General features: G+C 42.6%; 20 protein-coding genes, 1 tRNA gene and 1 riboswitch. Of the genes, 4 read left to right on the top strand and 17 right to left on the bottom strand.

What is annotated here, in order from left to right; all coding sequences use genetic code 11:
- Positions 1-6: 6 nt before the first annotated feature.
- The 9 genes from QNH43_RS27075 to QNH43_RS27115 are packed head-to-tail and all read right to left on the bottom strand — an operon-like array spanning position 7 to position 7770.
- Positions 7-471 (bottom strand): bifunctional adenosylcobinamide kinase/adenosylcobinamide-phosphate guanylyltransferase, encoded by a 465-nt coding sequence (locus QNH43_RS27075; RefSeq protein ID WP_283916383.1) that lies wholly within the window; start codon positions 469-471, stop codon positions 7-9.
- Positions 387-1004 carry a histidine phosphatase family protein gene (locus QNH43_RS27080; RefSeq protein WP_283916384.1) on the bottom strand — a complete coding sequence of 206 codons (618 nt, stop codon included), beginning with the start codon at positions 1002-1004 and terminating at the stop codon, positions 387-389. The genes QNH43_RS27075 and QNH43_RS27080 overlap by 85 nt, the downstream gene beginning before the upstream one ends.
- Positions 962-1753 carry an adenosylcobinamide-GDP ribazoletransferase gene (cobS, locus tag QNH43_RS27085; protein WP_283916385.1) on the bottom strand — a complete coding sequence of 264 codons (792 nt, stop codon included), beginning with the start codon at positions 1751-1753 and terminating at the stop codon, positions 962-964. Before cobS ends, QNH43_RS27080 begins: the two co-directional genes overlap by 43 nt.
- Positions 1750-2325, bottom strand: coding sequence for a bifunctional adenosylcobinamide kinase/adenosylcobinamide-phosphate guanylyltransferase (locus QNH43_RS27090; protein WP_283916386.1), 576 nt, complete (start codon positions 2323-2325; stop codon positions 1750-1752). Before QNH43_RS27090 ends, cobS begins: the two co-directional genes overlap by 4 nt.
- Complete coding sequence (gene cobD / locus QNH43_RS27095; RefSeq protein WP_283916387.1) at positions 2298-3371, bottom strand: threonine-phosphate decarboxylase CobD; 1074 nt, start codon at positions 3369-3371, stop codon at positions 2298-2300. The genes QNH43_RS27090 and cobD overlap by 28 nt, the downstream gene beginning before the upstream one ends.
- The gene (gene cbiB, locus QNH43_RS27100; protein WP_283916388.1) at positions 3346-4311 is read right to left on the bottom strand and encodes an adenosylcobinamide-phosphate synthase CbiB; all 966 of its coding nucleotides are present in this window, start codon (positions 4309-4311) and stop codon (positions 3346-3348) included. Before cbiB ends, cobD begins: the two co-directional genes overlap by 26 nt.
- Positions 4308-5780: a heme ABC transporter ATP-binding protein gene (locus QNH43_RS27105; protein WP_283916389.1), complete on the bottom strand. Its 1473-nt coding sequence runs from the start codon at positions 5778-5780 to the stop codon at positions 4308-4310. The genes cbiB and QNH43_RS27105 overlap by 4 nt, the downstream gene beginning before the upstream one ends.
- A 6-nt stretch (positions 5781-5786) precedes the next feature.
- On the bottom strand, positions 5787-6842 hold the full coding sequence (locus QNH43_RS27110; RefSeq protein WP_076368413.1) for a FecCD family ABC transporter permease: 1056 nt from the start codon (positions 6840-6842) through the stop codon (positions 5787-5789).
- Positions 6805-7770 (bottom strand): ABC transporter substrate-binding protein, encoded by a 966-nt coding sequence (locus QNH43_RS27115; RefSeq protein WP_283916390.1) that lies wholly within the window; start codon positions 7768-7770, stop codon positions 6805-6807. The genes QNH43_RS27110 and QNH43_RS27115 overlap by 38 nt, the downstream gene beginning before the upstream one ends.
- Positions 7771-7950: 180 nt before the next feature.
- Positions 7951-8123: riboswitch (cobalamin riboswitch) on the bottom strand.
- A gap of 394 nt (positions 8124-8517) precedes the next feature.
- On the opposite strand from QNH43_RS27115, the gene QNH43_RS27120 reads away from it, so the two are divergent.
- Positions 8518-8591: transfer RNA gene (locus QNH43_RS27120), tRNA-Arg, on the top strand.
- 205 nt (positions 8592-8796) lie between these two features.
- Here QNH43_RS27120 and QNH43_RS27125 read toward each other — a convergent pair.
- Entirely contained in the window at positions 8797-10785 is a 1989-nt protein-coding gene (locus QNH43_RS27125) for an acyltransferase family protein (protein ID WP_283916391.1), read from the bottom strand.
- A gap of 620 nt (positions 10786-11405) precedes the next feature.
- Between QNH43_RS27125 and QNH43_RS27130 the strand changes: the two genes are divergently transcribed.
- Positions 11406-11570 (top strand): hypothetical protein, encoded by a 165-nt coding sequence (locus QNH43_RS27130; RefSeq protein WP_179086069.1) that lies wholly within the window; start codon positions 11406-11408, stop codon positions 11568-11570.
- A 147-nt stretch (positions 11571-11717) separates the two neighbouring features.
- Here the strand turns inward: QNH43_RS27130 and QNH43_RS27135 are convergent, their stop codons facing one another.
- Positions 11718-13910 carry a DNA topoisomerase III gene (locus tag QNH43_RS27135; RefSeq protein WP_283916392.1) on the bottom strand — a complete coding sequence of 731 codons (2193 nt, stop codon included), beginning with the start codon at positions 13908-13910 and terminating at the stop codon, positions 11718-11720.
- 206 nt (positions 13911-14116) lie between these two features.
- Here QNH43_RS27135 and QNH43_RS27140 point away from each other — a divergent pair, with 206 nt between their 5' ends.
- Positions 14117-15667, top strand: a complete 1551-nt coding sequence (locus QNH43_RS27140; RefSeq protein WP_283916393.1) for an ABC-F family ATP-binding cassette domain-containing protein — start codon at positions 14117-14119, stop codon at positions 15665-15667.
- Positions 15668-15792: 125 nt separating this feature from the next.
- On the opposite strand, the gene QNH43_RS27145 is transcribed toward QNH43_RS27140, so the two are convergent.
- The 4 genes from QNH43_RS27145 to QNH43_RS27160 all read right to left on the bottom strand — a co-directional run bounded on the left by QNH43_RS27145 (position 15793) and on the right by QNH43_RS27160 (position 20563).
- Entirely contained in the window at positions 15793-16725 is a 933-nt protein-coding gene (locus tag QNH43_RS27145; RefSeq protein ID WP_076368438.1) for an ATP-grasp domain-containing protein, read from the bottom strand.
- A 91-nt stretch (positions 16726-16816) separates the two neighbouring features.
- Complete coding sequence (locus tag QNH43_RS27150) at positions 16817-18004, bottom strand: class I SAM-dependent methyltransferase (RefSeq protein WP_283916394.1); 1188 nt, start codon at positions 18002-18004, stop codon at positions 16817-16819.
- A gap of 33 nt (positions 18005-18037) precedes the next feature.
- The gene (locus QNH43_RS27155; protein ID WP_283916395.1) at positions 18038-18946 is read right to left on the bottom strand and encodes a phosphotransferase; all 909 of its coding nucleotides are present in this window, start codon (positions 18944-18946) and stop codon (positions 18038-18040) included.
- 15 nt (positions 18947-18961) lie between these two features.
- Positions 18962-20563 carry a DEAD/DEAH box helicase gene (locus QNH43_RS27160; RefSeq protein WP_283916396.1) on the bottom strand — a complete coding sequence of 534 codons (1602 nt, stop codon included), beginning with the start codon at positions 20561-20563 and terminating at the stop codon, positions 18962-18964.
- 296 nt (positions 20564-20859) lie between these two features.
- Here QNH43_RS27160 and QNH43_RS27165 point away from each other — a divergent pair, with 296 nt between their 5' ends.
- A complete protein-coding gene (locus tag QNH43_RS27165; protein WP_283916397.1) occupies positions 20860-22152 on the top strand; it encodes an NCS2 family permease in 1293 nt (430 codons plus the stop codon).
- Between the two features lie 98 nt (positions 22153-22250).
- Here QNH43_RS27165 and QNH43_RS27170 read toward each other — a convergent pair whose 3' ends face one another.
- Complete coding sequence (locus QNH43_RS27170) at positions 22251-22784, bottom strand: hypothetical protein (RefSeq protein WP_283916398.1); 534 nt, start codon at positions 22782-22784, stop codon at positions 22251-22253.
- A gap of 8 nt (positions 22785-22792) precedes the next feature.
- Positions 22793-23986: a ParM/StbA family protein gene (locus tag QNH43_RS27175; protein WP_283916399.1), complete on the bottom strand. Its 1194-nt coding sequence runs from the start codon at positions 23984-23986 to the stop codon at positions 22793-22795.
- Positions 23987-24833 lie beyond the last annotated feature (847 nt).

The following is a 24833-nucleotide window of genomic DNA, read 5'->3' on the forward strand; positions in this document are numbered from 1 at the left end:
CCTCCTCTACTTTATTCGCTGGTTAATTCCATACCAAATGATGTCAACGCGACTGGATATGGTTGCTACATCTTGAAAGACCCATCCGCAGGCATCGCGCCATCTGCGATCTCTTGCTTCGATCGGGACAATGCCTTTGGAAATATCAGAACCGATCACAATGCAATTGTGTTCATCCTTTTCTTTCTCCCATATTCGCCAATCAGCCATGATTTCCTTCCATCTTTTTCGAATCGAATCTGAATCCATCTTTTCTGCATCTTGCTGAATCCATGCATCCAACCCTTGCAATACAACAGTCTTGCCTTGAAAATCAATCAATTCCGGCTGTTCTTTTCGATAACCGGATAGCCAAAGGACATCATTTTCCAATCCATACAATTGCTTTACCCATTTAGTTTTCCCATTATAGGCGCCTCCTGTAACAAAGTGCAGCGTTCTCCCCTCCTTAAGCTTTCCCGGTCTTCCCATATCAGCTCATATCCCCTGCCATGGGAAATTCCCCAATCAAAAAAGGACTTTTCCATCGGGGCATAGCGGACCAATAAATCACGAATTACCCCTCCATGCGTCATTAGGGCAATTCGGTTCTCCTTACAGGCAATCAAATGGTTCCAGCCATCATTCACACGCTTGGAAAATGCCGGATAGCTTTCACCCCCAGGCACAAGGGCTTCCATGGGACGTTCCAGCCAATTAAGATAATCTCTATCTGTCTTTAACTCTTGATACGTCCGACCTTCCCAACTGCCGAAGTTCATTTCACGGAACAAAGGATTTTTGACCGGAACTGCATGTGGAAACAGCAGTCGCGCAGTTTCCACACAGCGGGGCAAATCACTGCTGAGAATTTTTTCATACTTTGGGTAAGAGTCTCTTAATTCCAGTATTTCCTTTTCTCCTTTGGCGCTTAATGGGGAATCCGTCCAGCCTAAATAGGCCTTTCGCCCATTTGCTTCCGTCAGCCCATGGCGAAGTAGTGTAATAGCCACAATATCAGCCATAACCAAAGCTCAACCCCTTCCACGGATGCCCCCAGTACATCCCCCGTTATCCCACCGAACCAACTGACGATTTTACATTTTATATAAACCAGGAAAAACACCGCAGCCAGACACATGATGAAAAATAAGGTGACAAGCTTAAAATCGATGATCCAGGCAATCGCCAAACTTACAAAGAAGTACATCCAATAAATGGGCAAACTGCTTTTCTTTACTGCACTTTGAAAAAAAGCACCGAGCCCCTCTTTTTTAGCCAGCGGCATCCGGATGAGCAAATAACCCATCACGCATTTGCTTAAGAGGGGAAGGGCAATGATCAAGAAGTATGTCCATTCATTAACCCTTTCGACAATTTCATAGATAAATAGAAACCGGGCTGCCAATAGGACTATGACGGAGATTACACCAAATGCACCTGTCCTGGAATCCTTCATGATTTCCAATCGCCGCTCTTTATCCTGATAGGAAAAAAAAGCATCACTTGCATCGATCCAGCCATCGAGATGCAAACCTCCCGTTAATGCCATCGTCAAAAACCAAAGGAAAAAGGCAATCGCCAGCGATGACAATGGGGTCCATTCCACGAGCGCATACAAAACACCGCCCAATATCAAGCCTAGCAAAAGACCTACCAATGGAAAGGTTTGAATGGCACGGTGAATATATTTCTTCTCCATCGGAAGCTGCTTCTTTATTGGAAAAACCGTAAAGAACTGCAGGTTAATTAAAAATCCGATCACTCCGCTCATTCCTGCATGCACCCTTTCTTCCGCAATGGAATTCCCGCTTCTACAAGATAGGCTTCATCGGCCTGCCCGACGATCGTTTGATGAAGCTGGCCCAGTGTTTTTCCGTATATATGAAGAAAATCATCATGGAAAATCGGTTCCTGCACCAATTCATTGCTCACGACTATTAAACAGCTGGATTGTTTTCTTATCTCATTGATTCCGGTTATTATTTTTGAAAAAACGCTATCTAAAAATTCTTCTTCAAGCGGAATACCTGGGCCAAATAGTTCGTTATCAAGCAGGGTTGTCAGACAATCGAGCAGAATGATGGAATCCTGATCAATGTCCTCCCCTATCCTTGTAATATCCGTTGCGTATTCGGAAGTTTTCCATGCAATCGGGCTGCTTTCTCTATCTTTCCGGTGCCTAAGGATGCGTTCACCCATCTCCACATCACTGATACGGCCACAGGCGAGGTAATGCAAGTTCCCATCCGTTTGGAGTGCATACTCCAGGGCTTTTCTTTCTGCGAAGCTGCTTTTTCCGGAACGGACACCCCCGGTTATAAAACAGAGACTTGCTTTCTCCACTGTCTTACCCCCTCCATCAGTGCTTCGTTATCATGTTCACTCTTCACAGCAAACCGAAGCCACCTTCCATCCAAACCGGGAAAATTATAGGTATGACGCGGTACGATTCCTTTTTTCAGCAAAAAGGGGAAAAGGGATAAGGATTCATCTTTCACCAAATAAAAATTGACTGTGCTATCGGAGACATTCAGCCCTTGCTCCTCATAAAACCGGAATAGTTTTTGCTTTTGTAAGGCAATATAGTCTCTTGTCTTTCTCATATAGGATTCTTCTGCAAGACAGATTTTCCCCACTTCAAGTGCCACATGGTTGACGCTCCAATGCGGTTTATAATTTCTTACCCGTTTTATGATGTCAGGTGCCGCAAGCAAATAGCCCAGTCTCAAACCCGGAATTGCAAAGATTTTAGTCATTGATCTCAGAATGAGTAAATGCGGAAATACATTGATTAAAGAAGCATAACTAAAGGCATCCTCCGTAAAATCATAAAAAGCTTCATCCAGGACTACCAGGCAGTCCGCTTTTTGGCATTCAATGATCAATTCCCTAACTGCATCCCGCTTAAATGAAACACCGGTCGGATTATTAGGTGTACATAAGAAAATTGCATCATATTCGGGTAATCGGGGAATCAATCGATCCAAGTCCAATTGCCACTCAGGAGCATCAAGCTGGTGAAAATCGACCTTACTTCCGGCTGCCAAACAAGCTTCTGCATATTCTGCAAATGCCGGCTGAATGATTAGCACTCTTTGATTGGCTAATCCGTTCGCTACCAACATGATTATTTCAGCACCACCGTTCCCCATCAAAACGGATTGCTCAGGAAGCCCTTCTTTTTTTGCGATTGATTTTGTCAGTTCAATGGCATGAGGATCTGGGTATTGAAGGATTCCTTCGAAAAAACCAGACCACTGTTCCTTTATGCGTAAAGGCGGACCCAATGGGTTGATGTTAGCACTGAAGTCGAGAACCGATTCAGGCATTTCGATTTCCAGCGCTTCGTAAAGATAATGAGGATTAGAGCCATGAGAAGGTAATGTCAAGAATAAGTCCCCCTAGCCATAGCATCAGTAGAAATAGAAAAGATGACCGATGCATGATGGTAATCGTTTTTGGTATATGTTTTGCTTCCAATCGAACAAGCGGAACTCCCATCCTCGCACGGTCGGAAACAATTCCTTTGTACATATTCCTGCCTCCAAGCTGTATTCCCAAAATGGCAGCAACGCCTGCTTCACACCACCCGCTATTCGGGCTTGGATGTTTTTTTGCATCATTGAATAATATCTTCCATCTGGCACCAGGTCCATGATGGCCGGATTTCGAGCTCAGCAACATCAGGAATCCGGTGAGGCGGCTGGGAATCCAGTTGACAATATCATCGAGCTTGGCTGAAGCCCAGCCGAATTGTCCATATTTATCATTTTTGTACCCTACCATGGAATCGCAGGTATTAATCGCCCTGTACATCATCGCAAGCGGCGCACCGCCAAATGCTGCCCAAAACATCGGTGCCGTGATCCCATCACTGGTATTTTCCGCTACGGTTTCCACGGTTCCCCTGACTATTTCGGATTCATCAAGATCAGCAGTATCACGGCCCACGATATAGGAAAGCTTTAGCCTCGCTTCAGGAAAATCCCGTTCATTAAGCGGATGGCAAACATCCATCCCAGCTTGCTTCAAGCCCTTTTGAGCTATCGTAGTGGAAATGACAACAGCTTCCCAAAGGATGCCTGCAAGCGGATGGATCCAATAGGCCAAATAGACGGTAAGACCAGTAATCAACAACACTACCGATAAGACGATGATCAACATGAAGAGTCCATTCCGTTTCTTATATGCCCCTCTATTGAATGCCAGATCCAATTTGCTTATCATCGTTCCTATCCATTTGACTGGATGCGGCCAATTTGGAGGGTCACCAATTAATAGATCAAGGAAAAACGCCAGCGTAACTGCAAAGAGATGATAATAAATCATAAATCCTCAATCCGTTTCCAAGTATTCTTTAATGCTTCCACTGTACAATCATATACACCGCGGCTGATCATCTTCCCTAACGGAGTGATGGTGCCTGCATATTGAAGCCTTGCCCCCCTTTGAGTTGCCGCAATCAAAATGCTGTCTGTCGATGTTCCTGTTGCACATGTATTTGTCACCTTATCCATGACATGCAAGTCATGAAGGGCTTTTACTTTTGCCTCGGTCGCAGTAACTATGCTGTGGATGAAAGCCTCTTCTGCCAAATGCCCATTTACGAATATCCAAGTATTGATCGTTCCTGGAGCGGAACTCCAAGAATGCCGGTCAGCTAAGGAAGCGTCGATGGCATTCCCTACACCAGCCGTCACGATGATGAAAACCGAGAAATCTTCATCTCTTAATAGCTTGAAAGCAACCGTATCGAGAAAGACAGCTGTCATCATCCCTACCGTTTCATGAGGTTCAAAACCATGAGTCTTTAAATAGGCGGCCATTTCAACATGATGATCCTCGCAATCATAGCCATGATGGACGTGCCTATTCACAAAATATTTATGCCAGCCCGTCCCAGAACCAGTCACACCAGAAGACATCGTTCTAAGCGGGATCGGGGAATCCAATTGAATCATCTCAGGACCGACTGTCAAATAGGAACCATCGATTTCCAATGGGATCGTATCATGGCCATGCTTTTCCGGAACGATGAACATCTGCGGTTTCGGAAGGGCGGGATGTGGATGTTTTTCGATCGTCGTATGATATACATCCTGAATCCGTTCCTGTTGGAGCACTTCGTTCGGCACATCAACAACCTGAATCTGCCCTTTCTCAAGCAACATAAGCCGATCACAATATAATCCAGCCAAATTCAAATCATGAAAAATTGAAATAACGGTCAACTTCTGCTCTTTTGCCATTTTCCTCATTAGATCAAGAAGATCTTTTTGATAGGAGAGATCCAAATGGTTCGTAGGTTCATCCAAAAAAAGGATTTCCGGCTCTTGGGCAAGTGCCTGTGCCAGCAAGACCCTTTGTCTCTCCCCTCCTGATAATCGTTCAAAATGAAGATCCTGAAAATCAGCTACTCCCGTTTGTTCCATAACTCGTTGGACAATCGATTCATCTTCCGCGGACCAACTATGGAACCAACCTGATTGATGGGCATATCGCCCAAGTGAAACCGTCTCTTTTACTGTATAGGAGAAAGCTAATGAGGAATGTTGAGGGAGCACAGCAATGACCTGTGCAAGTTGTTTTGACGAATAATCCTTCAAATCCCTACCTCTTATCCGTACGCTTCCGCCTTTATAATCGAGCACCCCGCTAAGCATGCTTAAAAGCGTCGTTTTTCCGCTGCCATTTGGACCAAGAATCCCGAATAATTCCCCTTTATGTACATCAAAAGAGACAGAGTCCAAAACAGCTTTGTTATGATATCCACCTGTTAACCCTCTTACTTCAAGCATCCGTTTTTACCCTTCTCTCCGTCTCTTTAATAAAATCAGCGCAAATGCAGGTGCCCCGATAAGTGAGGTGATCACCCCGATCGGCAGTTCCGATGGGGCAATGATCGTTCGTGCCACAAAATCCGCCAATATTAAGAATCCGCTTCCTACCAACAATGACAACGGAAGTAGATGTTTATGGTCAGGTCCCCAAATCTTTCGGACAAAATGAGGAATGACCAATCCTACAAAGCCAATCGCCCCTGAAACGGCAACGGCTGCCCCTGTCAATGTCGAACCGGCTATCAAGATCCACATTTTCCGCCGCTTAACATTCACACCTAAGTGTTTTGCCCGGTCTTCCCCGAAAGTCATCGCATTCAATTCACTTGTATTCATGATCAAAATCAATGATCCAATGATAAAAAACGGCAAAATGATTGCAATGTAATTCCATCCGCGCATTGAAACGCTTCCCATCAGCCAGCCGATGATTTGTCTTAATTCATCACCCGTCAGCGCAATCATCAATGAAATGAAGGCACTTAAAAATGAGCTGAAAATGATTCCCGTTAAAATGATCGTTTCCACTTTCATCGACCGATCCATTTTTTTTGCAAAAGTCAGTACGCAAAGCATCGTGAGCACTGAGCATAAGATGCTCAATGCCGGAAGAGTATATAAACCGATGAACGGCAGTGAAATATTCAAGAATATTGTCAATACGGCGCCGACCGATGCTCCTGAAGAAATACCCAATGTGTAAGGATCAGCGAGCGGGTTCCGGAGCAGTCCCTGAAAAGCCGCGCCTGCAATCGCAAGTGATGCCCCGACCAAACCCGCAAGCAATACGCGCGGCAAGCGGATGTTCATCACGATATTCGTAAGCATCACATCCGGATCAGCAGAAATCGGCAAATGGAAAATCTCCTTGCCGATTATTTGTATAAGTACGGGAATCGGTACTGGCACCGAACCAAAGGAAATGCCTATCGTCATTGCGAATAACAAAATGAACAGCGCAATCAAATAAGCAAACGCCCATTTAGTTGTTAAATTGGTTCGGATAGACTGATTTGGCAAGTTCCTCTACTCCCTCTATCAAGCGTGGACCGGAACGGGTCACCAAGTCAGAATGGACATCAAAGACTTGGCCATTCTTAATGGCTTTTACATCTTGCCATCCTTTTCGGCCCTTCACTTCACTTACTGCGTCTTTTGTATAATAACCATACGTTGTAATGATGACATCCGGATTTGCAGCAATCATCGACTCTTCATCAATTTTTGCCCATCCGTCCAATTCAGCAGCAGCATTATCCGCTGAAATGATAGTAAGCATCTCATTCATGAAAGTATTTTTTCCAGGTGTGTATATTTCCGGTGAAGGCGAAACTTCCACTAAAACGGTCTTCCTATCCGCTTCCTTTACGGATTTGGCCTTTTCCTGGATATCCTTGAGCTTCATTTTCATATCCGTAACGATTTCTTTTGCTTTATCCTGTTCTCCCGTTGCCTGTCCAATCATTTCAATAGATTCATAGACTTGGTCAAAGCTTTGTGCATCATTGACTACGAGGACATCTATTCCAGCATCCTTAAGTTGCTGTAAACCCTCATTTGAATTATGGGCACTTGATGCATGCGCAAGAACAAGATCAGGTTTCATGGAGACAATCAGCTCCGTGTTCATTTCCATTCCGCCAACTTTTTCAATTTCTTTCGTTTCTTCCGGGTAATTATCATTGTCGGATACACCAACGACCTTTTTACCCAAACCAAGTGCAAAGACCACTTCCGTATTACTTGGTATCAACGAAACGATTTTCTTCGGTTTTTGTTCTATCGTTACTTTTTCCCCAGTTGCATCTTTAATCGTAATCGGGAAAGCTTCGTGTTGAGCATGATTCGTTTGCTGCTTTTCTTTTCCTTCGTCAGTAGCGTCACTGCAGCCAACCATCAATCCTGCAGTAAGCATCATCAACAGTATCAGACCAAAAATCTTCTTCATTTTCATTCCCCACAATCTTTTTATTTAATTTCTTCCCACCTCAATAAAGAAAACGAATTGTTGGAAGATGCCCCCAAAACAAAAAGCACCTCCCGTTAAACGGAAGGTGCTTGTATGGCAACAATATCATTACGGACTCTTTCTTAGGGTCTGCCACACACCTTCCCATCCGCGTAGGTTACAGGTGTACGAATTCTGGCAGGTCTCCTGGCTCATGGTCATCGTCAACGGCACCTTCCCATATCTCATACAGTGGTACACAGCCGTCAGCTCCCATATACAGTGGCGGGACCGCGCTGGCATTTCACCAACTTCCCTTTTAAGTCATTAAGACACCAAATCGTTCTTATGTATATAATTTTCACTGCCTTCATTATACACCATGTAAGAATCGATTATTATATGATTTTTCTGAACAAGTTCGAAATGACCCATCCGTCTTCAATGTTTTGAAGAATTTTCAATCAGTGACGCAAACCCATCGACTGATAACCCGGGTGAAATCCGAACTCGATGCAGGGCATGCTGCTTCGTCCACTTCAATGTCACTATCATTCCCCTTCTAGTATAATAGTTCCGGGAAACTAGTGAATATAAAAGTATTCCGTTTAATGAATTAATAGGAAAATACGAGAGCTTATTGACCTGCTGGGCATTTATGAAGATTTTTTTTCATAAGTATGTGCTATAAGCTTGAAAAGTTTGCCTATAAGAAATATAATAAATAAGTCGTCGACTTAAATATATGTCCCAGTAGCTCAGCAGGATAGAGCGACAGCCTCCTAAGCTGTAGGTCGTAGGTTCGACTCCTATCTGGGACGCTAATTAAAAACCCTGTTACAATGCGGTTCTCCCGCGTAGTAACAGGGTTTTTTTCTTCGTATAAGTACAAGTGACTTATTGGATTAGTCAAAGTAACCACAAATTCATCAATCCCTATAGATATAAAAAAATCCGAGTCCTGTAAAACACAGAACTCAGATGTTTATCATATTTAGACTTCAAACAAATTCCAATTAGCTAAACTTACTTTTCAATTAAACCTATCTCGTTGATTTTTTCTTCAAAAATAGGTCCGAAACTTTCAGAATAAGTATTCGTTAAATGTCTATTGTCACGGTAAATTATAACATTACCAATAATGGGCTGGAATTTACCGTTTACCTTGAAGTAATCTGTTAAGTCAATTTTATGCAAGGATTTATTCTCTTTTTCAAATTGCCTCCAAAAGCTTTCGTCTTTCTGATTATCTACTGAATTCATTTTTTTTGTAGTTTCTTCTAGTCCATCCGTTTCTAATGATTCCAGCACGTTAAAACTATATCTTGGATCATCACGTATCGCTAACACTTCCATACCATATTCATCTTTAACATACTGCAGCTGATCGACCATTTGTTGTTGTATTTTATTATTAGGCGAATCAGAAGCTGTGGCGTGAGAAATGACAAGATCTACATCTGCATCCTTTAGATAATCGAGAACATTATTGACCCAGATACCTTTCAAATCATCATCCGCATAACCTGTTGAAAAACGTGTACCTGAACGAGTCATATTCAATACACGATAATTATCATCTTTTGTTGCTTCTAAAATGGCACCTAACCAATGCTCTGAATGGGAACTGCCGATCAGGGCAATTGTAGCATCGTAATTTTCAGTTTCGCCATATTCCCCAATTTTCAAGTCACTTTCCTTTAACCCTTGGTTACTGCCGTCCAAATGCGCTTTTGGTAAATCATCAAAGACTTCAGAATATGACGGAATTGGTTCTTGATCAGGTATATCATCAGGACTTTTTACAGCTAACGCTCCTGGATAATTTTTATCGTTTATTTTATTTTCCAGCTTATTTTTATCTATATATACTCCAATTAAAAGAGATGCAATCAAGAGTACATTCACACTGCCCATTATCCCGAGTCTCTTGAATGAGTATTTATTATCCTTTGAGCTTCGGATTGGTTCTTCTATATATCGAGTCATTAAAAACGACAGGGCTATAGATGAAATGATAATAAGAGTTCCAACGATGAATCCTGGAGTTTCCTGGACATTATAACGATAGAACTCCAATAATACCCAATGCCATAAATAGATTCCAAAGGCAATTCCACCTAGCTTCACCATTACAGGTGAACCTAAAAAGCGTTTGACACCATATTTCGTATCGCATGTACCAGACAAAACAATGAATAATGCACAGGTCATTGGCCATAAGGCAATATACCCCGGAAACATTTCAGATACATTGAAGACTATTCCAGTTAAAATTAAACCGATTAATCCGAGCCAACCTATCACGGTAGCAATATATTTATTAACCTTGATTGATGATAAATTGATACAGAGCAAACTGCCTAAAGCAAATTCCCAAACGCGTGTCATCGTAATGAAATAAGCCCATGGCTGATTGACTGAGGTTAAATATATTGAGTATATAAAAGAAGAAACAAATAATATTCCTAAAATAGTATTGATTAATGTCTTAACATTAGTTAGTTTATATTTTTTTATTAAGAATAAAATTAAAGTGAATATTAAAAACCAGATTATATAAAATTGTCCTTGTATAGACAAAGCCCAAAAGTGTTCAACCGGTGTTTTCATTTGGCTGGAATCTAAATAATCCGTGCTCGAAATAGCCAGTTGCCAGTTTTGGTAGAAAAACATTGAAGCAAATACTTCATGTATAGTTTTATCCAAAATTGATTTTGGTAATAAAAACCAACTTAAAGCCAGAACAATTGCAAGAATAAAAAATACAGAGGGAAGTAATCTTTTCATTAACTTCGTGACATATGGCCTAAAACGATATTCCCCTGTTCGTTTAATTGTGGAAACAATTGAAGTGGTAATAAGAAAACCTGAAATTACAAAGAAAACATCAACCCCGCCGGAAACACGATTTAACCATATATGATATACCGCTACCAGCAGTGCCGCAACAACACGTAGCCCTTCGATCTCGGGTCTGAATTTACTCTCAATATTAATTAATGGCTGATTCATTTGATTCTATCTCCTACTTTTTCGTCATGCATACAATTTAAAATTATATCACTTTACGATAATGCTTTGTCAATATAGTAGAAAAGGTTCTTTAATTTTCACGAGTCCGGAGCCTTTCCCAACTTATCAACCAGGCCCCCTTACAGAAAATGTACGTTGCCTGGGTACGAAGCCCACCCGCTTTTAAATTCATTGAAATAGAACGTTTCTTTATAAAAAAGTCAGTCCACTAGGGACAACAAAAACGTGGGCATGCTCCAACTGATCGAGATTGTTAAACTGTCAAACATAAGAACATCCCCGCACAAAAATAATCTTTACAATTCAAACTGTTTGATAGTAAAAGGAAGTTTGTTTTTATTACATGGATTTCTGGATAAAACCATTCTTTTTTTAAAATATATGTTTTAACCTGTCCCAGCCGGGTATACAAATACTGTAAGACATTCTCACCAAAGGAGATGATGTGCATGATGAGTACAATCAGAAGCCAATGGAACAAAGAGAATGACGCAGCGGTGTTTAGTCCCGGTGATCAGCGTTAGAGTCAATTGAAGCGTTAGATGATAATCAAATATGGGAATTACTAGTCTTCTCATCCAAAGGAGGAGGATACGATCATGAGTATTTACAGCCTATGGAATCCAGAGAATGATGAAGCAATTTTCAGTCCGGGTGATCAGAAGCCATTCAGTACGCTCACACGAGTAGATTCGAATAAACACACACACACTGACAAAGCACTTGAATATGAATTACATGGCACCGTACTGAATGAAGTTTAACAGAAGCAGATATATGGAAAGGGATGGAGCACTCGCTCCATCCCTTTCTGCCGTCATTTTCATTTATATGAATATCGCCATTTCAAATAACCCCATAAAAAAAAGAGCCCTTTCACCATGGAGCTAAAGGTGAAGGGCTCTTTTCTTTTATTTATCGAATTTCAGTTTTGCCAAGGCATCCGCCAAGGCAGTATTGATTGGTTCTTCTTTATTTTGCTTTTTCATATAATTGGAGACTTCATTTTTGGATACTTTTTGATTTTTATTTTGCCCTCTTCGTTTATTGTAAGAAGAAAGTTTTTCGTGAAAACCGCATTTACAGGTGAATGTCTGTGCTTCTCCTTGACCGCGCATTTCCATCTTTTTATGACATTGTGGGCATCTGGCATTTGTTACACGTGAAACACTTTTTTTGTGGCCACATTCACGATCTTGGCAGACAAGCATTTTCCCCTTTTTACTATTCACTTCAAGCATCAGCTTGCCGCAATCAGGACATTTCGTTCCTGACACGTTATCATGCTTGAATTTTTGGTCACTATTCTTGATTTCATGGACGATATTTTTGGCATAGGCGCGCATATCACCGATGAAAGCCTGTTTTGGCAGCTTTCCTTTTGCGATCGCGGTTAGCTTTTGCTCCCATTGAGCTGTCAAAGCTGGAGATCGCAAGTCTTCAGGTGCCAATTGAAGAAGTTGTTTTCCTTTCGAGGTAACATGAAGGCCCTTTCCCCTCTTCTCGATCAGGAAGCTATTGAACAGCTTTTCTATAACGTCAGCACGCGTTGCAACAGTACCGATCCCGCCAGTTTCACCCAAGGTCTTGATGAGCTCTTTGCTTTCCCCTGCCATGAAACGAGTAGGATTCTCCATTGCCGAAAGAAGCGACCCTTCATTGAATGGTTCCGGCGGTTTCGTTTCACCCTCTGTTTGTTTCACGGTCGAAATGGTTAAACTGTCACCCTTTTGAACGTTCGGAAGCAGTTGCTCAGCAAGGCCATCTTTAGCTTCTTCCTCATCGAATTGGTGATCATAAACTTCCTTCCAACCTGACTTCAGGATGACCTTCCCTTTTGCCATGAACGTCTCCTGCCCCATTTTTGCTGTGATGGTCGTTTGTTCATATTCAAAAGGCGGCATCAATACAGCAAGGAACCTTTTCACGACCAAATCATAGATTTTCGATTCTTTGTCGCTCAGTTTTCCCGGCAGCGGTGTCTGCTCAGTGGGGATGATTGCATGGTGATCGGAAACCTTGCTATCATCCACGAACGATTTATTGACCTTAATCGGGCTGCGCAGTATCCTCGATGCATACTGGGCATATGGCTTAATGCTCACAGCCTGTAATCTTTCTTTTAGCGTATCAACCAAATCCGTTGATAAAAAGCGTGAATCCGTCCTTGGATAAGTCAAGACTTTATGGCTTTCATATAAGCGCTGCATGATCGATAGCGTCTCTTTCGCCGAATAGCCGAATTTCTTATTGGCGTCCCGTTGAAGTTCTGTTAAATCATATAAAGAAGGGGCAAAACTTTTCTTATGGGACTTGTTAACTTCAACCACTTCTGCACTTTTCCCCTTAACGGCTGCAAGAACCTGTTCTGCCTTGTTTTTATCGAATGTGCGGATATCCTTTGATTGGGCATCTTGCCATATCAGGCGCAAATTAGGTTCCGCCATTGCCGAAACGCCATAATATTTCCTAGGCTGGAATTGTTTTATTTCTTCTTCTTTTTTTGCGATCATCGCAAGTGTCGGCGTTTGGACCCTTCCGCAGGATAGCTGGGCATTGTGCTTGGTCGTCAGGGCACGTGTCGCGTTCATCCCAACGATCCAGTCCGCTTCCGCCCTTGCTACAGCAGAGGCAAATAGGTTTTCATACTCCTTGCCATCCTTCAGGTTTTTAAATCCATCTTTGATCGCTTTATCCGTTACAGAGGAAATCCAAAGCCGCTTGACCGGCTTCTTCACATTCGCTTTTTCGAGAATCCAGCGCGCAACAAGTTCCCCTTCACGGCCCGCATCCGTTGCAATGATGACATCCTTGACATCATTGCGGTTCAATTGTGTTTTAACCGATTGAAATTGTTTGCCTGATTGCTTGATGACGACCAACTTCAAAGCAGGCGGCAACATGGGCAGGTCCTCAAGGCGCCATGTTTTGTATTTTTCATCATAAGATTCCGGATCTGCATGGGTCACCAAATGGCCTAGTGCCCAAGTGACGATATACTGTTCGCCTTCAAAAAAGCCATTGCCCTTCTTCCCGCAATTCAGCACTTTAGCTATATCTCTTCCGACCGAAGGTTTCTCGGCCAGTACGACTGTTTTACTCATAATAACATCCTTTCCCTTATAAACTGGTTCCTCTATTATCTCATATAATTTATGACAGGGCGATAATGCACAGCATGGCATCGGATCGATTGTGCTTCCCGCACCCACATATATGTAAATTAATAGATTAGATAGCAATCCCGTGCAGATTTTAGTATGATGAAACGTAGGGATTTTTTCAAATTAATTGGGAGGTTCAATATAAAATGAGCTTACTTTCTATAGATAAATTAGCACACAGCTTTGGCGACCGCACCTTATTCAAGGATGTATCCTTCCGCCTGATGGCCGGTGAACATGTAGGCCTGGTAGGGGCGAATGGTGTCGGGAAGTCAACGATGATGAATATCATTACAGGACAACTCATCCATGATGATGGCCGGGTGGAATGGACACCTGGTGTCGAATATGGCTATCTTGATCAACATACGATACTTTCTAAAGGTAAATCGATTCGCGACGTCTTAAGGGATGCATACTTGCCTTTATTCGAGCAGGAAAAAGCACTGAATGCAGTTACAGAAAAAATGGGTACGGCCACTCCGGAAGAACTTGAAGAACTCTTGGAACAAATGGGTGAAATCCAGGACAAGCTGGAAGCCGGCGGTTTTTACAATCTCGATATTAAAATTGAAGAAGCGGCACGCGGTTTAGGTTTGGATGCAATCGGGTTGGACCGTGATGTCTCTGCCCTAAGCGGCGGGCAACGGACAAAGGTTTTATTGGCGAAGTTACTATTGGAACAACCGCAAGTCCTGCTGCTCGACGAGCCAACCAACTACTTGGATGTGGAGCATATCCGCTGGCTGAGCAGCTACTTAAAGGAATATCCACATGCATTTCTATTGATTTCGCATGATACCGAGTTCATGAACGGCGTCGTTGACGTCATCTTCCATCTTGAATTTTCTAAACTGACCCGTTACACGGCAACTTATGAAAAATTCCTTGAGCTGGCTGAATTGAATAAAAATCAACATATTAACGCATATGAAAAACAGCGCGAATTCATTAAAAAGCAGGAAGATTTCATTGCAAAAAATAAAGCCCGCTATTCAACGACCGGCCGGGCAAAGAGCCGTCAAAAGCAATTGAATCGCATGGAACGTATCGATCGTCCAGAAACTGCAATGAAACCTACTTTCGACTTTAAAGAATCACGTGCGAGCAGCCGTTATGTCTTTGAAGGTGAAGATCTGGAAATCGGATATGACCGCCCGTTGCTTCCGAAGCTATCCATGACCATCGAACGAGGAGAGAAAATTGCCGTGGTCGGCTGTAACGGAGTTGGTAAATCCACTCTTTTAAAAACGATTTTGGGTAAAATCGATCCTCTAGGCGGTAAAAGATCACTTGGGGACTTCCTTTTCTCTTCTTATTTTGAACAGGAAGTGAAAGCAGGCGATACGACGCCAATCGATGAAGTATGGAATGCATTCCCGCACCTGGACCAACCGCAGGTACGTGCGATCCTTGCCCGTGTCGGATTGAAAAACGAGCACATTACACGTCCGATGAGCCATTTAAGCGGTGGGGAACAAGCAAAAGTGCGCCTATGTAAACTCATGCTTACCGAAAGCAATTGGCTGTTATTCGATGAACCGACCAACCATTTGGATGTAGTTGCAAAAGAAGAACTGAAACGTGCAATGAAAGAGTATAAAGGAACGATTGTCCTCGTATGCCATGAACCTGATTTCTATGAAGATTGGGTAACCAAGGTATGGGATGTAGAGGAATGGTCGAACAATAATTAACTTGGTCTATTTAGAGGGTGCCCGCTTGAGACGGGGCACCTTCTTTTTATGTCAAAAAAGACTGAAATGGTTATAAAATCACCCATTCAGTCAGCAACACTTTTTTTATTTTATTTGTTCAAGTTTTATTTCGCCAATTCGGATCCTAGAAACTTCGCTAATTCAAGCATGCCATATTGGCCTGCTGCTTCCTCAGCGTCACTGTTATAATTCGTATTGGTATTGATGTCATACGTGTAGATTTCACCATCGCTGTTACGAATGAATTCAATTCCTGCAATCGAAATTTCATTCGCTTTTAAAAACGCTTCATATTTTTCAATAATCGGATCATGAAAATCTTGCACAATTTGAAATTTTGGTTTTTCTTCTACCTCTTCACCGATCGGGCAGAATAAGTCACCAATTTGGCATGCATCTGCCGGACAAAGCTCGAAGCCTTCGGATGTATCAACCTCTACCGCATAAATAAACTTGCCACCCACGAATTCACAACGGGTGATAAATGGCTCCGGCGCTTTTATGTATTCCTGAATTAATGTAATCCCATCAACTGGTTCATCGAATTCTGGACCTTCCACATAATGTTTCAATGCTTCTACTGAGTGAAATAATTGAACACCGAGTCCTTTACCTGCACGGTTATGTTTCGTGATAAACGAAGCGACATTTAATTTCTCTGCTGCCTTCATGATATTTTCCTTACCTACAGCTGCGATCGTTTTCGGAGTCTTAATTCCAGCCTTTGTCAGTGCCGTATATTGATTGACTTTGCTGACCTCCAAACGAAGCGCTCGTGACCCATTGAAGACTGTACGATTATGCTGTTCAAGCCACGCTAGCACAGATTCTGTCATTTCAGGCGCAAATCGGTGCCCACGAGTATGTGAGCTTGCACTCATACGGCTATAAAAAACGCCCTCAGGCGGTTCCTCTGTTAAATCCACCACACCCTGATCAAGATGCCATTCTTCATAGGGAAGTTCTAACTCATTCATTCTTTTGGTTAAATGGGCAGTCCATTCCTCATTTTCATGAATGATATAAATTTTACTCATAAAAGGTTCCTCCTGATTGTTTAAAATTTTATGTTTTTATCTGAGGCATGGAGACATCCTTTTTATACGCATAACACTTTTGACTGCATCCCTACACTCGTTCCGCCACCAAGGTAAATGTTTTCGGAAGCCCAATATCATGGATTTTATGATTCGGTTCTTCCTCGAGCACTTTAATAACAAGCCCTGATTGACCTATTGACGTTACCAGTTCCCCGATTGTCCATTTACGCTGTACAACTCTTGAAAGGCTCCCTTTTTCCTCATCCGGCATATGCTTCGAAAAAGCGACCTCATTATTTTCGATTGCCGGAGCGAAATAGTTGCCTGTTATTTTATGTTTTTTACCATTTGAAGTAATGAGCTTTGTTGAAATCGGGTGAAATTCATGCAGGACGAATCGGCCTCCAGGTTTCAGCATCTTTTTAATTTTTTCAAATAAAGGCTGCAGATCTATTAAGTAGTGAAGTACACCGAGCTCCATTAAAACCAAATCCTGATTCCCTGATTCATGCTCGGATGATAGTGAAAGGACATCCGAAACGATATACTCGATGGAGACATTGGCCCCACTGGCCAGCTCATTTGCAAACATTGCATTTTCCTGGGAAAAGTCAACTACTTTCACTTCAGCTCCCAATATGGCTAGGGCAACTGCTTTAACACCGTTCGATCCCATCAAATGAGTGATTTTTTTACCGGATGTTTCTCCCATATATTTATAAAAAGGGTGCAGTCTCCATTTTGGGTTTTGCTTGATTTTGGATGCCAATTCCACGGGATCTCCATAACGATTGACCAGCGCTAAATAATTATTCTGGTTCCACGCCTGTTCATTTTCCGCTGTGAACCCCTTCTGCTCGGCAGATAAGTAAGCATGGATCTCGGAACTGCACTTTCTCATTTCTTCTTCGTATAGATAACTGTATAACGACCTGCACCAAACCTCCATATCCCCCATCTTAATGGACAAACGATAAGGGTCCGTTTTAATGGTCGTGTTAAACCGGCAGCGCACAGCGGCAGAAACCCCCTCGACATCCATTAGAAAGGAGGCAGTCTCAGGACTTCTTTCAGGCTTTGTTGGTGCGTATTCGGAAAAAAGATCCAAAGCCTCATTAAAGACATCCCATTGTACATCAATATCGATTTTCTTATACTCACCGATATCCACTCCTTGCACGAACAGAGCGGATCGACCTGTAAATTGGTATGGGATGTTAGCTTGATCCAACATGTTCGCCATTAATGTGATTGAATGATAATAACTTGCCTTCATATGAACCTCCTAAACATCAAAAGAACATGACAATTATTCTTCTATAGCAAATTTCAAACCGGTACTCGTAATGGCAATCAGTTCTTCATCATGGCGGTCTATTCCATAAACGAGTAATGTAACAAGCATATATATTGCTCTGAACCGGGCTAAACTCTCTGTTTCCTTTTCGATTTCACCATAGATATCAAAAAAAGCCCTGCGCACCTCTTTGGGGAAATAACTGTATAAAAAGGAGAAATCAATGGCTGGATTCCCGACATGAACATCTCCCCAATCAATGATACCCGCGAGAACGCCTTCGTCATCAAGTAAAACATTCCGGATATGAATGTCTCCGTGAACGAGTGAAATCGGGTGCTGAACATCCAATTCACCTAAGGTTTCAACAAAATCCTTAACCGCATGCGCCTGTTCAAAGAACCCTAGCTTTAATAGATTCGAGACATTTTCCATTAGCGATTTCTTACGATAGGATATATCAAGCCTCATCATCCCATCAGGCTGCACACCTAAACGCATAGCCCTTTCCACAGGGAAACCGTGGAGAGCTTTCAAAAAATGGGCAAACCTTTTTGCCGATTCGGCCTTATTTGCCACCGATCCTTCTACAGGCAAGTGTCCCTTTACCATTTTATAACCGGTAAAAGGATACGGATACAGTGTACTTGGTTTCCCAAAAAAGATCGGTTCAGGGATAGCAAGCGGAAAAGTGCCTGCAATGGAAGGCAAAAGCTGACTTTCCACTTGAATCAACGTAACCGCAATAGGGCGGCGGGGGAAACGGAATACAAATTTCCCATTGATTTGTATGACCGTGTTATCGAAGCCCTCCCCTAGTTGCTTGATCTCTTTCAACTCAATTTCCGGAAACTGCAGCATGATCAATTTCCCCGCTAGCTCCAGCGAAACCGGATATTCTGCCAACCAAGGCTTTTCCACTCCCGTCTCCCCCTTTTACCGGTTTCTCCCTCTATTGGGTCTGCTGCCAGATCCACCTCTAAGATTACTTGGCCCTTGTATGCTGTTTGCTCTACGGCTGTCTCTTTGATCTCCTCGTGGATTGTCACGCTTTGGTCCACGGCTATCTTCCGACCGGCCACCCCGCGGATTCTCCCGCTTTGGTCCACGGCTGTCTTCCAACCGGCCACCCCGGGGGTTCTCCCGCTTTGGTCCGCGGCTGTTTTCCATCCGGCCTCCTTGTGAATCCTCACGTCTAGGTCCGCGGCTGTTTTCCATCCGGCCTCCCCGTGGTTTCTCCCTCTCGGATTCACGATTGTCCGCTTGATTTACAGAACGGTGACTGCCTCGATTCGGTCCCCTCGTATCTATCCGTTCCCGGTGTTTCCTTCCCCCTCCCGAACGCGGTCGGCGGGTACCCTCACCAGAAGAGTCTTCATGGCGTTTCCTTTTTTGCCTCACCTCATCGGGTTGGAACATTTTCACTCCTTCAATCGTCCTTCTTTCGATTTTCATGGAAATCCCTTTTTCAATCTCGCTTAAAAGCTGTAAATCCTTCGTTGCTATGAAAGTTACTGCCAAGCCATTCTCACCCGCTCGGCCCGTCCGGCCAATTCGGTGGATGTAACTTTCTGCATCCTCGGGAACATCATAATTAAACACATGTGTCACGCCTTCTACATCGAGTCCTCGTGCAGCAACGTCCGTTGCCACTAAATATTGAAGCTTTGCGTCTCTGAAGTTTTTCATGACACGTTCCCGTTTTGCCTGTGAAAGGTCACCATGAAGTTCTTCAGAATTGAATCCAGCTGCCTTCATGGCATCATTCAAAACCGAAACGCGGCGTTTTGTACGGCAAAATATGATCGCAAGGTATGGTTGTTCTTCTTTGATCATGTTGATTAATGAAGACTGTTTGGCACGATCGGTGGTCTCGATGACTAGCTGCCTGATTTTCTCTACCGTTACTTGCTCGGCCTTCACCGCTGCAGTTAATGGTTTAGTCATATAGCGTTTAGCCAATTGATGCACCTGTTCAGGCATCGTCGCTGAAAAGAGCAACGTTTGGCGCTCCTCTGGAAGCTGCCCCATGATTTCTTCCACCTCTGGTAAAAATCCAATATGTAGCATTTGATCGGCTTCGTCCAGCACGAGTGTTCCAGTTTGTGATAAATCGATGGTGCCTCTTCGTAAATGATCTAATAGCCTGCCTGGCGTGGCGACCACCACGGAGATGTTTCTTGTCAGTTTTTTCATTTGCTGCTCGACATCCTGTCCGCCATAAACTGCGAGCACTTGAAGTCCTTCCATTTCATTAGCGAATTTCTTCAATTCAGCAGTGATTTGCAAAGCCAATTCCCTGGTTGGCGTAACGATCAGGGATTGTATGTGGGATGCGGCGGGATCTACTTTTTCCAGGATTGGCAGCAAAAATGCCAAAGTCTTCCCCGTCCCCGTTTGAGCCTTCGCGATGACATCCCTTCCAGCAAGGATATCCGGTATCGATTTCTCCTGGATAGGGGTAGGGGCGGATATTCCTATTTGCTTTAATATCATGTTAATCGCCGGGCTGACGCCAAGGTCGATGAATTCTGTCATGTATGGACCTACTTTCTGAATTTCTTCAATTAATTGACTGATAAATCCACTGAAATGGTAACAGCTTCTTTCACTTAATGTCATATTCCTTAGTCTAAGCTAATTGTTAGTATATCATTATCTATTTTCGAGAAAACCTGTACCTTAAAATTTTTCATCCTATTGTACTTTAGTTGTTTTTCTAATATAATTTATAAGATTATCCAATCGAGCTACTTACTTTAAATTAAAGGGTAAGCATCTCATCCTTGTAGTTTTTTGCAAGGATTTTTTGTATATAAAAAAGGAGTGACCGCATGTTTAAATTAAAAGAACGGAATTCAAATATTAAGACAGAAGTACTTGCGGGGCTTACAACCTTTTTAACTTTGGCTTATATCATCGTTGTAAACCCAATGATCCTTTCTGATGCCGGCGTTCCATTCGACCAGGCATTCACCGCAACCATAATCGCAATAATAATCGGTACCCTAAGCCTGGCCCTATTAGCCAATTACCCTATTGTCATAGCACCGGCAATGGGATTGAATGCCTATTTTGCATACTCGGTATTGGGAACCCATGATATTTCATACACAGTTGCCTTCTCTGCAGTCTTTGTTACCGGTATCATCTTTATCCTTTTATCCCTGACCTCTTTCCGCTCAAAATTGATCGAGGCCATCCCAAATAACTTGAAGCATGCAATCAGTGCCGGAATCGGACTTTTCATCACCTTCATCGGACTTCGCTTGTCAGGTGTCGTAACACAGCATGAATCCAACCTGGTTACCCTTGGAAGCTTCAGGGACCCTAGTGTGGCGCTTACATTGATTGGTTTGGTCATAACGATCGTGCTGATCGTCCGCAATGTGCAGGGAGCGATATTCATCGGAATGATCGTGACTGCCATAATCGCTTTCTTTACAGGCCAATTGGAAATTAACGGTCTAGTTTCAACCCCTACATTACCTGAAGGGATTATAGTCGCCAATCCAATCACATCTATCTCCGATGTCATTAACTACGGCCTTTATGGCGTCGTCTTCTCCATTTTGCTTGTAATGCTTTTCGATACGACCGGTGCTTTATTAGGCATAGTCCGTCAAGCTGGATTGCTGAAGGATAATAAGCTTGAAAAATCCGGCTGTGCCTTCTTTGCAGATTCCATCGGCACTACTGTTGGTGCCATGTTCGGTACAAGCCCGACCGCTGCCTCAGTTGAATCATCAGCTGGCGTAGGAGCGGGTGGCAAGACCGGTTTAACCGCGTTGGTTGTGGCCATCCTTTTCTTGATGACCGCCTTCTTCAGCCCACTGATAGGAGCTGTCTCAAATGTAGCGGCAATTACGGCACCTAGCTTGATCATCGTCGGAAGCATGATGATTAAAAGCATTAATGAAATTGACTGGACACATTTTGATGAATCATTCCCAGCCTTTTTGGTCATTGTCGCCATGCCTTTAACATCAAGCATCGCCAACGGGATAGCACTCGGATTCATCTCCTACCCCATTTTAAAAATGGCAAGGGGCAAATTCCGGGAAGTGCATCCGTTCGTATACATGTTTGCCATTTTATTCCTTTACCAACTGATTTTCCTGGCTTGATCATTTTAAGAGGGATCCATTGTGGTTCCTCTTTTTTTATAATCCCTGCAAAGAAAAAGGAGGATATCCGACTTATCGTCGGATATCCTCCTACATGTTCACTGGTTCATTTGATCAAGGAAATCACCCAGGAGATCGTCAAGATTTTCCTCTTCCGGTTCTTCCTCTTGTTGTGCGGGTTGATCCAAATTCCAATCAAAGTCATCCAGATCTTTCTTAGGTAAGTCTTCTTTGACCTTCTCCACTACCTTTTCTTCAAGCTCAGCCTGCATATATTCCTCATTCGATCCATTACTGTTCAAAGAGGCAAGCAAGGCGGTAGCGCGTAAAGGATCGGATAAAAGGTTGTACATAATCGTTCCAAGCATAGCTTCTGAGTGGGAATGCTTGAGCCAATCACGCTGAGATTTGCTTAGCTTGTTCGGCATGGGCAGGGAAATCATTTCCCGATCCTGATGGGTGGATTGCCCGACTCCATCGAGAACATACTCGGCAATTTTACTGGAAAAATTCCTTCTTTCCGTTTCCTTCAATTTCTGCAGCTGTCTTAACGTATAGTCTGATACATCCGAAGGGATACGAAAAGTGATGGCTTGCCCTCTTTTAATTTCAGAAGAAGCTGTTTTTTTCATTCTCTCACCTATTTAATGGAACCCGTTCTTTGTTCTTTCTTCTTTTGTTGGGACTGATTCTGTTCCTTTGCATTCCGGCGATTAAAATCCGAAATCAATTTATAATAGGCGTTTGCCATCATCCAAACGCTTTCCCGTTCATCTTCGAAAAAGTCTATATTGTAGCCATCGAAATTTTGATTCAATGTTTTCAAGTAATCTTTCAGGACAATCGATCCCCCGCCTACAAAATAGCAGATTTCCGTTTGTGAATTTTTTTGCCATACGTTGCGCAGGTGGCGATATTGCTTTTTGGCCAGTTCTCCCAAAATACGGTCAACGATATCATGGACGCTTGTCCGGCTCCCGCGAACCATAATATGATTGCGATCATTTTTCTTCGTGATGATTTCTACGACATCGCGCCTGCTATCCAACTCGACACCATGTTTCTTCCTGATTTCTTCACGAATTGATTCAAGTGCTTCAGCTACTCCCAAATTGAATCCTTGTGCCTTGTCATCGTCAACTTTACGATTTTTAATGACCGCGATATCTGTCGATAGGCCACCGATATCCTGGATGAGTATTCTTCTATCTATTAATTCACGGTTAATGATATTCAAATCTTTATCCATGACCAAGTTTATGTATGCAGCGAAGCCCTCTGGATAGACTTTCACTTCATCGAACTTGATATTAACCTTTATGCCCTGATATTTAGGAGTAATTAAAAATTCCACCTGATGGACGGAACCAAGTAATTTCGAGCGGTAACCGACGTCTTTCCCTTCTTTAACCTCCCGAAGTGGCAACCCTGTTCCAAGCGTGTAGCTGGCTTCCACAACGTTATTCACTTTTTTGAATGTATCATTATTCCCCTGCTTGGCAGCGTCCAATGCAAGTGCCGCAAAAAGCATGACTAATGTTTGATCTTCTTCCGATTTACTGCTTCCTAAATCAAGTTCTGTCGGATTATCACTTTTTGTTGCCAAGTTTCCAACGCGATAAATCGCATTATTGTCTTGAAGGGCTGGTGAATGAACCCTAATATGGATTCCTTCTAATGGATTTTTTTCATTAAGTTCCTCAATCCCGATGACCGGACGATCCTCTATGTCTTTTGCAATGACGTTCGGTATATAAAGTTCAGACTCTAGCTTTCCAAAAATAGCTTTGATAGCATCATTTCCTACGTCTACTGCCGCGATTCTAGAACTCATTTAAAAACATCCCCTTTTTTATTGAAAAAAAATTTTAAGTGAAGCATTCCCTTTAAGGATAGGAAAAGTATCCATGATAGTCAATGCATCATTAGTTGTAGCTATATTTGTCGAATTGTTTTCAAATTGTTTACAATAGGAACATTTATGTATACACCCTTATATATAGACAGGTATACATATTTGTAAACATGTATACCTATTTGCATACATTACATCTATTTTTGTTTACATGTATACGTAATTGCAAACAAACCAAATACTGCATCTTTTTACTCTTTCTTCTTACAAAAATAAGCGTGTAAATAGCAGATTAGGATATTGTAATAAATGGAAAATCCACTAATGAACTGTATGGAGATACTCAAATGACTGAGAACAAACAGAAACTTCCCACTCGGGAACCCTATTGGCTTGGCGCAGTGCATTAAATTCCCCTTCGTTTTTTAAAACCACTGACATCCTAATTGTAGGCAGCAAAATTACAGGGATCACTCCGCTAAACAAGGTATTAAAGTTCCACTGATAGAGGCTGGTGAAATCCTTAATGGAACAATGGTACATAGCATGGCCTGATTTACGATTTGTTTGTTCACTAAAACATGATGAAGAGAAAGCCAATCTTATGTAAGGAACGAGCTAATCAAAGCCTTGGCAGAAGAACATTCTATTGAATGTAATTTGACACCACAATAGATACCTATATTCAAGCGAATACTGATAAATATAAAAGGAAAATTAAAAAAGAACTAAAAACTATCGAAACTGGCCATCACAGAGATTATGCAGAAGAGATCCCTTTCTCCTTTCCTTGTAAATCTTCCATGATCCATGCGCAGTTTCACGC

The sequence above is a fragment of the Peribacillus simplex genome, from assembly GCF_030123325.1.
Classification (GTDB): Bacteria; Bacillota; Bacilli; order Bacillales; family DSM-1321; genus Peribacillus; species Peribacillus simplex_D.